Source organism: Campylobacter iguaniorum (assembly GCF_000736415.1).
GTDB classification, from domain to species: Bacteria; Campylobacterota; Campylobacteria; order Campylobacterales; family Campylobacteraceae; genus Campylobacter; species Campylobacter iguaniorum.
The window spans coordinates 1187033-1198734 of sequence record NZ_CP009043.1 but is presented as its reverse complement, the minus strand read 5'-3'; the positions used below and the strand labels follow the sequence as shown (position 1 = coordinate 1198734).

General features: G+C 33.2%; 15 protein-coding genes. 7 read left to right on the top strand and 8 right to left on the bottom strand.

All coding sequences use genetic code 11. The features are described 5' to 3' along the window. The first annotated feature begins 3 nt into the window (after positions 1-3). Complete coding sequence (locus CIG1485E_RS06015; protein ID WP_038454622.1) at positions 4-906, top strand: WD40 repeat domain-containing protein; 903 nt, start codon at positions 4-6, stop codon at positions 904-906. After that, entirely contained in the window at positions 903-1238 is a 336-nt protein-coding gene (locus tag CIG1485E_RS06010; protein WP_038454620.1) for a chaperone NapD, read from the top strand. Before CIG1485E_RS06015 ends, CIG1485E_RS06010 begins: the two co-directional genes overlap by 4 nt. Before the next feature lie 60 nt (positions 1239-1298). Here CIG1485E_RS06010 and CIG1485E_RS06005 read toward each other — a convergent pair whose 3' ends face one another. From CIG1485E_RS06005 to CIG1485E_RS05970, 8 genes are read right to left on the bottom strand one after another with little or no spacing between them, the layout of a single operon-like run. Beyond that, positions 1299-2090 carry a phosphatidylserine decarboxylase gene (locus CIG1485E_RS06005; protein ID WP_038454618.1) on the bottom strand — a complete coding sequence of 264 codons (792 nt, stop codon included), beginning with the start codon at positions 2088-2090 and terminating at the stop codon, positions 1299-1301. Between the two features lie 2 nt (positions 2091-2092). Then, a complete protein-coding gene (locus tag CIG1485E_RS06000) occupies positions 2093-3199 on the bottom strand; it encodes a metallophosphoesterase (protein WP_051870943.1) in 1107 nt (368 codons plus the stop codon). Beyond that, positions 3196-4494: a branched-chain amino acid transport system II carrier protein gene (gene brnQ, locus CIG1485E_RS05995; RefSeq protein ID WP_265182797.1), complete on the bottom strand. Its 1299-nt coding sequence runs from the start codon at positions 4492-4494 to the stop codon at positions 3196-3198. Before brnQ ends, CIG1485E_RS06000 begins: the two co-directional genes overlap by 4 nt. An 8-nt stretch (positions 4495-4502) precedes the next feature. After that, positions 4503-5114 (bottom strand): ATP phosphoribosyltransferase, encoded by a 612-nt coding sequence (gene hisG / locus CIG1485E_RS05990; RefSeq protein ID WP_038454616.1) that lies wholly within the window; start codon positions 5112-5114, stop codon positions 4503-4505. Continuing rightward, complete coding sequence (locus CIG1485E_RS05985) at positions 5108-5734, bottom strand: type III pantothenate kinase (RefSeq protein ID WP_038454614.1); 627 nt, start codon at positions 5732-5734, stop codon at positions 5108-5110. Before CIG1485E_RS05985 ends, hisG begins: the two co-directional genes overlap by 7 nt. Beyond that, positions 5721-6047 (bottom strand): hypothetical protein, encoded by a 327-nt coding sequence (locus CIG1485E_RS05980; protein WP_038454612.1) that lies wholly within the window; start codon positions 6045-6047, stop codon positions 5721-5723. Before CIG1485E_RS05980 ends, CIG1485E_RS05985 begins: the two co-directional genes overlap by 14 nt. Continuing rightward, positions 6047-7048: a PQQ-binding-like beta-propeller repeat protein gene (locus tag CIG1485E_RS05975; protein ID WP_038454610.1), complete on the bottom strand. Its 1002-nt coding sequence runs from the start codon at positions 7046-7048 to the stop codon at positions 6047-6049. The genes CIG1485E_RS05980 and CIG1485E_RS05975 overlap by 1 nt, the downstream gene beginning before the upstream one ends. A 4-nt stretch (positions 7049-7052) precedes the next feature. After that, positions 7053-7613 (bottom strand): hypothetical protein, encoded by a 561-nt coding sequence (locus tag CIG1485E_RS05970; RefSeq protein WP_038454609.1) that lies wholly within the window; start codon positions 7611-7613, stop codon positions 7053-7055. Positions 7614-7805: 192 nt separating this feature from the next. Here CIG1485E_RS05970 and gatC point away from each other — a divergent pair, with 192 nt between their 5' ends. From gatC to lysS, 5 genes are read left to right on the top strand one after another with little or no spacing between them, the layout of a single operon-like run. Beyond that, entirely contained in the window at positions 7806-8093 is a 288-nt protein-coding gene (gene gatC, locus CIG1485E_RS09525) for an Asp-tRNA(Asn)/Glu-tRNA(Gln) amidotransferase subunit GatC (protein ID WP_038454608.1), read from the top strand. Between the two features lie 3 nt (positions 8094-8096). Then, positions 8097-9158, top strand: a complete 1062-nt coding sequence (locus CIG1485E_RS05960) for a type IV pilus twitching motility protein PilT (RefSeq protein ID WP_038454607.1) — start codon at positions 8097-8099, stop codon at positions 9156-9158. After that, complete coding sequence (locus CIG1485E_RS05955) at positions 9159-9725, top strand: CvpA family protein (protein ID WP_038454606.1); 567 nt, start codon at positions 9159-9161, stop codon at positions 9723-9725. It abuts the gene before it with no gap. Continuing rightward, the gene (locus tag CIG1485E_RS05950) at positions 9722-10186 is read left to right on the top strand and encodes a Fur family transcriptional regulator (RefSeq protein WP_038454605.1); all 465 of its coding nucleotides are present in this window, start codon (positions 9722-9724) and stop codon (positions 10184-10186) included. Before CIG1485E_RS05955 ends, CIG1485E_RS05950 begins: the two co-directional genes overlap by 4 nt. A 15-nt stretch (positions 10187-10201) precedes the next feature. Then, the gene (gene lysS, locus CIG1485E_RS05945) at positions 10202-11698 is read left to right on the top strand and encodes a lysine--tRNA ligase (RefSeq protein ID WP_235183870.1); all 1497 of its coding nucleotides are present in this window, start codon (positions 10202-10204) and stop codon (positions 11696-11698) included. The last annotated feature ends 4 nt before the right edge of the window (positions 11699-11702 follow it).

Here is an 11702-nt window from a genome sequence, read left to right as displayed (position 1 = left end):
AGTATGAAATTTTTTGTAGTTTTAATGGGTCTTTTTGTTTGTTTATTTGCTGATTATAAACTAGATATTCCAGCTAATGCTGTAAGTGCTAAACTATACAAAAACCAGCTGTTTATCGGTACAGATAACAGTCAGCTTCTTAGCTATGATTTAATCAACAAAAACCTAAACAAGGTATTAGAAGTACCAAATATTTCTACGACTATTGAAGAAAATATAGGTTCGAGAATCAGTGCGATTGATATTAGAGATGGCAAAATAGCTATCATCTATGAGACTGATAATAGACAAAGAAGAATCGGTATTTTTGAAAATAATAAACTTAGTTATTTGGACGTCGAAGAGGGTTTAAAAGAGCTATTTTTCATAGATGATAATACTCTTTTGGTAGTTGGTTTGAGTAGTGAGCTTTATTATTTAGATCTTAAAACATTCAAGCTTAGCTTCCAAACAAAGCTTACTTATTCATCTTGGATAGGCGATAGCGAGTACTTAGCAGACCGAAATGTGCTAGTTGCAGTGAGCGAGGGTGGAGTTGTGATTTATTATGATTTAAAAACCAAAAAAATCATAAAAGAGCTTCCTATCCAAAAAGATATTTTATATAGCGTAGGAGCTATTGGTGATAAATTTGTCGCTGGATCAGCTGAGAACTTAGCATATTATTTTGATGGCAAAAAGGCTCATATTTTTGAAAGCAAAGACAAGCACGTTTTAAGAGTAGGGCTTGGTGATAAATTCGGTGCGTATTATAATGAAGACGGAATCGATATCTTTACTTTGGATGGAAAGAAATTTAAACATATAGATTATGATAAAGAGCAAGTTCATTATATGTTATTTTGGAATGATGAGCTAATAACTGTCGCTTATGATAATGCAATTTACTTTTGGAGCATAAAATGAATATTTCAAGCCTTGTTGTAAATGTCGCTGATTTGAGTATGATAGATAACATCAAAGCAAAAATCTGTGAAATTAAAAACTGTGAAGTCGTGGCGTGCGAAAATGATAAAATAGTAGTAACTATTGAAGCAAAAAACTTTGATGAAGAGATCAAATCTTATAAAATCATAGAAAGATTACAAGGTATATCAACTGTGTCAATGGTCTATAGCTATCAAGATTTAGATGAAGAGATAGAAAAATCAAACAACAACAAAATAGGCGAAATCGTGCGTAAGCTAGATAGTGCTGATTCAAAAGATGTTGTTTATCATGGAAACCCTATTATTTAATTTTAAACGCCTTTAAAAGGCGTTTAACTACTTTTTTATGTTATATCTAGGCGACTAGTTTTATAATAATTCGCCGATTTTTTCTCCAAATTTAATCTTTTGATCTGCTTTTATATCGTATCTTATAGCTTCATTTTGACTTATCAAAACTATGGTTGAGCCAAGCTCAAAATTACCCAAGTGTTCGCCTTTTTTTACTTTTAAATTTTCATATTTATAAAAGCAATACTCTAAATTTGAGTTTGTGTTTATACGTGGCTCGAAGTCGAATTTCATCTTGCCAACATTCCAAGCACCGACAAAAACTAGCCAAATGATTTTGTTATTTTCTAGCTTTGCCTTTAGAATAACTCTTTCATTTTTAGGATATAGATTATCTACTTTTTTAAGCCAGTTTTTCGCTACGCTAAAAAGCTCTCCAGGCACGTATTCTAAGCTTAAAATTTGCATATCGCAAGGTGCGTGGTAGTGATGATAATCGCTTGGAGAAAGATAGATATTTAGGTAGTTAAACTCTCCTTCAAGTTCATCATTAGCTAGACTATTTTTTAGCAAATCACCCACTTGATAAGAGTGATTTTTGATGCTGTAAGCCATGAGTTTATCGCCTCTAGCTACTTCTAAACAAAGCCCATCACTTGGGCTTATGAAGCCATCTTCTAGCACTCTTTGCTTTAATAGTTTTCTTGTGAAAAGTGAGTTTAGGCTATCATAATCATCGGCTTTTTTAAACTCACTCATATCTATTTTAAATTTATCAACGTACCAGCAATTTATCTGAGTTTGCAGCCACTTTGGAAATTTATAATGTGCAATTAATCCAAAATAATTAGAAAATTTATTATAATTCATAATTATCCTTTGTTTTTTAAAGTCAGATTTACAATCTCACTTTTGCTAAGCAGTCTTAGTGGTGGCCCCCAAAATCCAACTCCACTACTTACTAGGAGCTGCATTTTTTGTGAAATTTGATAGAGCCCATAGACGTATTTTTGATCCAACCAAACAAAAAACGAAAACGGAAAAATCTGCCCAGCATGAGTGTGTCCGCAGATAGCCAAATCCACATCTTTGGTTAATAAATTTAGCGATTTTGGCTGGTGGGTTAGTAAAATTGTTGGCAAATTTGGATCTAAATTTGAAAGTGCTTTATCAAAATCAGGCTCATACAAGCCAAATTTCAAACCAGCTAAATCATAAACTCCAGCTAAATTTATACCGCCAAATTTAACATTTTCATTTTCTAAAAGTTTTAAATTTAGCGTTTTAAATTTATCTATTAAAGTATCTATGCCATGATAATATTCGTGGTTTCCGATGACCAAATACGTACCAAATTTAGATTTTAATTCATTTAATGGCTCTAAAAAATCACCAAGTTTGTCGCTGCTTAAATCAACTATATCGCCGACTATAAAAACGGCGTCCGCTTGCAAGGTGTTTACCTTATCAACAATGCCTTGCAAGAACTCCTTTTGCAAAAACTCGCCTATGTGAATATCGCTTATGATTGCTATGTTTAGCGGCTCTTTTAGCCCTTTTATCTCTACGTCTCTTTTGGTGATGACGGTATTAAAATTCGCATTAAAAATACCTTTAAAAGCATATACAAAAAACCCAAGTAAAACACTTACGTCAAAGATAAATTTTAACGCCTTTCTCCTGTCTTTGCTAAACTTCCTTGTTCCAAATAAGGCTAGATCAAAAGGCAGTAAAACCATAAATAAAACAAAACTTATGCCAACGCAAAATATGGATATTTTATATAAAAGTCCAGTTAATTCGCCACTTTTTAACGTGATAAAAAACATAAGTTCAAAGAGATATAAAAATATAAAGATAAAAGCTATTAGCTTTTTAAATTTAGATACAAGAGAGTTTTGCTTAATCCTCTTGTAGCAGTAAAAGTTTATAAAAAAAAACAGTATACTTGATACTGTTATAAACAGATATGGATTCAAATCCCGCCTCTTTTTTTGGCTCTAAATATCAAGTAAGAGATACAAAAAGCGATTAAAGTAGGTATGATCCAGCCAAGCCCAGCATCGTAAAATGGTAAGAAATTTAGCACACTAAATTTATAATCTAATAGCCCTGATTCTTGTAAAGAGTGAACCAAACTGATTACTAAAGTAGTATAAATACAGCTTCTGTATACTATTTTTGATGAGTCTATGAAGTGGTCTATCAAAGACAAAATAATAAGCACTATAGAAACTGGATAAAAAGTAGTAAGTATAGGAATGCTATATTTGAGAATTTCATTAAGTCCGATATTTGCCATACAAAAGCTTAAAAAACTCCACGCAAAAACCCAAAATTTATAACCTAATCTGTGGTTAAATTTACTAAAATACTCACTAGCCGAGCTTATAAGTCCAACTGTAGTCGTAAAACAAGCTAGTAAAAATATGGCTCCAAGTATGATCGCCCCATATCCACCAAAGAGATAGTTCGTAGTCAGTGATAATATGTTTGCACCGTTTTTAGTATCAGGGAAAAGTGATGCACTACTAGCTCCTATGTAGGCTAGCATGATATATATGCAAGCTAGTATAATTCCAGCAAAGACGCCTGATTTTATAGTGGTTGATACTATGCTTTGATTGACGCCGATTTGTTTTATCGATGAGACGACGACTATACCAAAGACAAGAGCCGCCATAGCGTCCATTGTTTGGTATCCGTCTAAAAATCCACTAGAGGCTGGTGAGGTAGCATACTTACCAATAGGGGTTGAAAACTCTCCCATATTGCCTACAATGGCAACTATAAAAAATAGACATATTAGCACTAGCATTATAGGTGTCAGCCACCTGCCCATAGTGTCTATCATGGCGGTTTTGTTTATGCAAACTATGTAATTTAAAACAAAATATATTACCATATAAACGACTAGCCAACTATCTGCAAGATAAGGAGATAGACTAATTTCATAAGGCATATTTGCAGCTCTTGGTATGGCAAGAAGCGGGCCGATGATGATATAGACAAGTATGGTAAAAATAGGGGCAAAGTATTTATCCACTCTATAAACTAACTTATCTAAAGTCCCGCTTTTTGCGACAGCGGCTATTCCTAAAACAGGCAATAAAACAGCAGTTATACAAAAAAATAGTATGGCTTCATAAAAGTTTATGCCAGCTTCTTTGCCTACCATAGGTGGAAATATAAAGTTTCCAGCCCCAAAAAACATGGAAAAAAGCATTAAAGATATGATGAGAAAATCTCTGTTTGATATACTGACCTGTCTCAAATTTCTCCTTAGTTTATCAAATCATTGATTTTATGATAGAGTGAGAGTATCTCCTCTCTTTTTACTATAAAGCTATTTTTGTTTGCGATTAAGTGTGCTGAGCTATCCATGATCGCTTCTGCTACTTTGAGTCCATTTTGTTTCATTGTGGTGCCAGTCTCGACTATATCGACGATAGCATCACTTAATCCAACTATCGGAGCTAGCTCAATCGAGCCATAAAGCTTGATGATTTTGACTGCAGTTGCTTTAGTGGCGAAATAATTTCTTGTTATATTTGGCATTTTTGTGGCGATTTTTATCTCTGGTTTTGAGTAGTCAAGCTTATCTTCGTTTTTTATGCCTATGCAGACTTTACATTTACCAAGTTTGAGATCAAGAAGTCTTAGGACATCTGCGTTATGCTCTTCAAGCACGTCAAGCCCAACGACTCCGATATCAGCAGCTCCTTCAGTGACATAAGTAGGAATATCTTGATTTCTTACCATTAAAAACTCAAAATTCCCTTGAGTCATAGTAAGCTTTCTATCTTCAAATTTAAACTCGTTTCCAAAAATTTTAGTAAAAATTTCTAATGTATCTTCGGCAATTCTGCCTTTTGGTAATGCTACTTTTAGCAAATGATCTCCTTATTTTCATCTATGGCTTTTAGCATTCCTCTAAAAATGAGCGCGCGGTCATAGATTGCATTTTTAAAAAATCTTGATAAAAACTCGCCGTCTCCACCTGTGAAGTAGATAGGTTTATCGTTTGATAGCTCTTCTACAAGCAAGATTATGGGCTTTATGATGCCATAGCTTATTGCGTCAGCTGTTTTTTGAGGGATACAGTCAAGATCGATTTGTGAATTTAGTGGTTTATCAAGACGGTTTGATATTTTTTTAAGACTATTTAGTGTCGTTGTGATGCCTGGAAGTATGAAGCCGCCAAGATGGATATTATTTGACATAAGATCCATTGTGATAGCACTACCAGCATCTACTATAAAACCTGTTTTGATAGAGTAGCAAACTGCAGCTCTATCTATGCCAAGACCGAGATAGGTTGTGCTAAATTTGATATATGGCTCAAGATTTACAAATATATCATTGCTTAGAATATCTTCAAGATTGTCATTGACGCTGATATAATAGACTTTTTCATCTGGAGTAAATAGCCTAAATTTATCTATATCTAAACTCCAAATTTTTCTATCTTTGTAAAATGTAGCTGTTGTATTTCCTATGTCACATAAAAGCATAGAATTTCCAATCCTTATTCGCACTTATAACTTTTTGGCAAATTTGTGAATTATAAATCAATATCCTACGCTTTATAAGCGTATCAAATTTATTTTCAATCTCTTTGCAAACAGTGGCTAGATCGCCAATCTCTTTGTTAAACACCTTACTTTTTGCTGTTCTTAAAAAAACTAAAGTATAAAAACTATTTGTATCAATTCCTAAAAAAAGCTGATAATTTCTTTTTTTACTAAATTCTGAGAAATCAAGCGTTTTAAGATTGCGTAAAAGTATCTTATTTTGGCTAAAAATTTCAGAAATTTGGTTATCCATCAGTCTAGTTTTAGGATCTTATCATCATAATAAAATGTATTTTTACTAGCAAAACTTTTATCTTCTATCTCACCATTTAGCTCTATGACCTCTTGGCTGGTTAGATCTAAATTTGTTTTAAGAAGGTACCCGGTTTTTTCTATTATATATAGATAATCGCCTTTTGGAATTATGTTTGAAAATATTGCAAATTTAAACTCAGTTTTTGCTATAGAGTTTAAATTTAGATCCATTGCCTCGATAAATCCGTCTTTTAATAAGACATAAATTCTATTTTTATAAAGAATAACATCTTTGATCTGTCCGCTGTATTCTTTGGTAAGACTAGGACTTATCATCATAACTTTTGTAGCGGTTGCGGCAAACATCTTATCTTCAAAAACATCTAAATATATAATGTTGTTGAAAAATGGCTCACTACTTACTACGGCGTCTCTTATGATATTTCCGCTTGCTTTATCTACTATCATGATTTTTCCATCAAGAGTTGGATAAACTATAAGAGAGCTTAAAAATATCGGAGCAGCAGTTCTAGAATCTTGCGCGTAAGTATCGCCTACGACGTATTCCAAATCCACATTATCTCTATATATATCTACGAGATAAATCGTATTTCTTGAGCTCAGAGCTGCTAGCTTTGATCCGCTAAGTGAAGCAGCGACTATAGCTTGAGGAAATTTTCTCTCATAAACTGTGTTTTGAAGATCTAGGATTTTTAGCGTTCCGTCTAAATTTGATACTATAAATTTACCGTCAAATTCGCCAATAAATCTATCATTTTCTTCTAGTTTTACGGTATTTTTTAGACCTGTTTTAGTTATGATTTGCCCATCTTCTAGCGTCGCTCCATCTCTTGCTGTGTATTTTATAGATGATGGGAGATTTTGGCTATAGCTCATCTCTTTGTCAATATTTTGGGGTTCAAAATACTTTCTTTTTGTCGAACAACCACTAAATATAAGCAACCCAAAAGCAATACAGATAGCTAGTATATATTTCATAAATTTATTTTCCTTGGTAGTGTTGTAAATTTTTAGAGATGCCTTCTAATGGTGAATTTTGTGGTATTTTAGAAAACTCAATCTTGGCTTCTTCTATTTTGTTTTGTTTTAGCAGCTCATATCCACTTATTAATGCTGCGTAGCTTGACATCAGACCGTCAGTGTTTTGGTTTTTTGCACTATTTATAACCTCTTTTAAAAGTGGATCTATTTGCATATTTAAAGCTTCATCAATCAAAGCTGTGCTGTTTGTGTCATTAGCATTTTTTATAGCATATAAGGCAAACAAAGAAGGTGATTTTTCTTTTAAAATACTTTGCGCTGCGCTATCGTTTGGATTTTGGAGCAATGCTTTATAAGCTTGATTTGTAGTTTCTAAGTTTTTTTCGTATGCTATAGTTTTTATGACATAAACAAATATAGTAAGTAATGCTATAACTACTATGGCTATTATAATCTTTTTATTTTTTTTAAGAAATCTTTCACTTCTAATAGCATTTTCTAAAAATTGTTCTTGCGAACTTATCTCATTTTTTATATAATTAATATCTTCTTTGATAGCCAAGGTGGTGTCCTTAAGTGTAAAATTTCCGTAATTCTATCATAAAAAATCTTATAAAAAATAAAATCAAAGCAAAAAACTTTTTTATAGTCAAAATCAACACTATTTTGATAATTTATTTTTGAAAACTTCATTTAATTAAAGCTAAATTGTGTTATAATTGTTAGAAAATTACCCAATTGGAGTTGTGGATATATGCAAATAGATGATAAAATGCTAGATAAACTAGAAAAACTTAGTGCGTTTAAAATACCAGAAGGAAATCGCGAAGAATTCAAAAGTCAGCTTGGAAATATAGTTGATTTTGTCGAGGTTCTAAATGAATTAGATTTGGATAATGTAGAAGCTGCAGTAAGTACTATAAGTGGCGGAACTCCATTTAGAGAGGACACTCCAGTAGCCGGAGATGTTATAGATATAATTTTGCAAAATGCACCTAAAAAAGAAGATAGGTATTTTGAAGTTCCAAAAATCATTGAGTAATTTATGAATATAGAAACACTTTTAAAAACAGTTACTCACAACAAAGCAAGTGATTTGCATCTTGTTGGTAGAAGCGAGCCACAAGTTAGAATAGATGGCGTATTAAGGCCTCTTGCTGATAGGGTTTTAGATGGCGCAGATATAGAAAATTTATGCTATTCCATACTAACTGATTCGCAAAAAAGCGAGCTAGAAGAAAATAAAGAGCTTGATTTTGCCCTAGAGTTACCTGGAATTGGTCGTTTTAGAGGAAACTGCTACTACACTATGAATGGAAGCTTAGCGGCTGCTTTTAGGATTATTCCTTTAGAAATCCCAAGTTTAAAAGATTTGGGTGCTCCTGATATTTTTTCTGAATTAGTAAAAAGAGAAAAAGGACTTATACTTGTCACTGGACCAACTGGAGCTGGCAAATCAACAACCCTTGCTGCATTGCTAAATGAGATAAATTTAACCGAAAGAAAGCATATCATAACTATAGAAGATCCTATAGAATTCGTTCACCAAAATAAAAAATCACTTTTTTCTCATAGAAATGTAGGAACAGATACAAAATCTTTTGCTAGAGCTTTAAAATACGCCCTGCGTGAGGATCCAGATATCATACTTGTGGGCGATCTAAGAGATCCTGAAACTATATCTATAGCCATAGCAGCAGCCGAGACTGGACACCTTGTTTTTGGGACGCTTCATACTAACTCTGCTATCCAAACAATAAATAGAATAGTAGATAGTTTTGACGAAGTTGAGCAAGTCCAAGTAAGAAATATGCTTAGCATATCACTTCACGCTGTGATATCTCAGACTTTAGTTCCTAAAAATGCCGGTGGAAGATTTGCAGTTCATGAGATACTTATAAATAATCCAGCTATTTCAAATTTGATAAGAGAAAATAAAGTACATCAAATTTACTCCCAAATGCAGTTAAATCAGCAAAATACTGGTATGCAAACCCAAACCCAAGCAATGGAAAAGGTGGTAAGATCTGGCATTATAAGTAGAGAAAATGCCATTCGTTACTCAACAAATCAGCAAGAACTTGCAGGAAAGATAGGTACAATATAAATGGATTTGATTACATGGTTTGATATTATAGTTATAGCTCTTGTCGTAATACTTGGTATCAAGGGCATTATAAATGGTCTTGTAAAAGAGGTTTTTGGGCTTATAGGCTTGATTGGTGGCGTTATTATCGCTAGTAGAAATGCAAATTTAGTCGGACAACTAATAAGTGATAACATATATAAACTAAGCGAATCTTCTTCATTTTTCTTTGGATTTTTGGCTACTTTGGTTATATTTTGGCTTTTATGTTTATTGGTTGGAAATTTATTTTCAAAGATGCTTTCTATGAGCGGGCTTGGTTTTATCGATAAGATTCTTGGATTTTTTGTTGGAAGTGCGAAGATATTTTTAGTTTTTTCTATATTCGCTGCGATAGTTTCAAACATAAGCATTTTGAGTCAAAAAGTTGAGCCATATTTTGAAAATAGCAAGGTTTATCCAGTGCTTTTGGCTAGTGGTAAGTTTATCATGAATGTAGATTTAAATAAGACAAAACAAGAAGTAGAGCAAAGACTTGATATACCAACTGATAATAACGAAACAAACAGCACAAAGGATATGCAATGAACGGCATTGATAATATAGAATACGATACTCTTTTGGAAAAATTCAAGAAAGTTTTAAGAGATAATGGCTTAAAATACACAAAACAAAGAGAAATTTTATTAAAAACTCTTTACAATAACAGTGATCATTTTACACCAGAGCAGTTGTATTTGTATATAAAAGAAGGTCATCCTGATCTAAATTTAGGTATAGCTACAGTGTACCGTACTTTAAATTTGCTAGAAGAATCAGGCATGGTGACTTCTATAAGTTTTGGTGCTCAAGGCAAGAAATTTGAGCTTGCTACAAAGCCTCATCATGATCATATGATATGTAGAATGTGTGGAAATATCATAGAGTTTGAAGACCCAACCATAGAAAAAAGACAATCTATCATCGCAAAAGATCATGGATTTAAACTAACGGGTCACATGATGCAACTTTATGGCATATGTCAAAGCTGTAATAAGAAAAAAATTTAAAAAGGTAGTTAAGTGATTTTTGAAAACGAACAAGAAGTAACGAGGCTTGCGAAAGCTGATGAACTTAGAAGTATGGGGGTAAATCCATATCCACATTTTCTAAAAAAAGATATGAGCATAAGCGAGTTTAAAAACAAATTTGCATACATAAAAGATATAGAAGGCGATGAGAAAAAAGCTGATGAAGAAGTAACCATATCTGGTCGTTTGAAGCTAAAAAGAGTTGCTGGCAAATCAACTTTTGCAAATATGGAAGATGAGAATGACAATATTCAAATTTACTATTCTTTAGGTAGCATAGGCGAAGAAGATTATACTAAATTTAAGAAAAATCTTGAAGTCGGAGATGTGATTTTAGTGACTGGATATGCTTTTATCACTAAAACTGGCGAGTTTAGTATACATGCTAGTAAGATAGTTTTAGCCAGCAAAGCTATCAGTCCGCTTCCAGAGAAGTTCCACGGGCTAACTGATGTCGAGATGAGATATCGTCAAAGATACCTTGATATGATTATGGATAGCGATGTAAGAAGTGATTTTGCTAAACGCTCTTTAATAGTTAGTACTATTAGAAGATTTTTTGAAGATAGGGGATTTTTAGAAGTTGAAACTCCTATGATGCACCCGATTGCTGGCGGGGCAAACGCAAAACCATTCATAACTCATCACAATGCTTTGGACGTAGATAGATACCTAAAGATAGCTCCAGAATTATACTTAAAAAGGCTTGTAGTAGGCGGTATGGAAGCTGTCTTTGAGATGAATAGATGCTTTAGAAATGAAGGCATGGATCTTACTCACAATCCTGAGTTTACTAGTATTGAGTTTTACTGGGCTTGGCATGATTATTTTGAAGTAATGGATCTAACTGAAGAGCTATTTGCTACCCTTCTTGATAAGCTAAATTTACCAAAAATAATTGAATTTGATGGTAAAATGATAGATTTCTCAAAACCTTTTGCAAGGGTAAATTATATTGATGCTATTGTTGAAATAGGCGGCATAAGCAGAGATATAGCTACAAACAAAGAAAAAATCTTAGCAAAACTTAAAGAGGATAAATTTGAAGCAAATGACAAGCTAGATCTTGGACATTTACAAGCTGAACTTTTTGATAATTATGTAGAAGACAAGCTGATAAATCCTACATTTATAGTTGATTTTCCTATCTCTATAAGCCCACTTTCAAGACGTAGTGACGCTGATAGTAATGTAGCTGAGAGATTTGAGCTATTTATCGCTGGACGCGAGCTTGCAAACGCATTTAATGAGCTAAATGATCCAATCGATCAATATGGTAGATTTAAAGCTCAAATCGATGCGAAAAACGCAGGAGATGATGAGGCTCATGAGATGGATGAGGACTACTGTCAGGCTTTAGGTTATGCTATGCCACCGACTGCTGGTTGGGGGCTTGGTGTTGATAGGTTAGTAATGTTGCTATTAAATAAAAAATCAATTAGGGATGTTATACTTTTCCCTGCGATGAAACCACTAAAAAACGAAAATTAAGGAG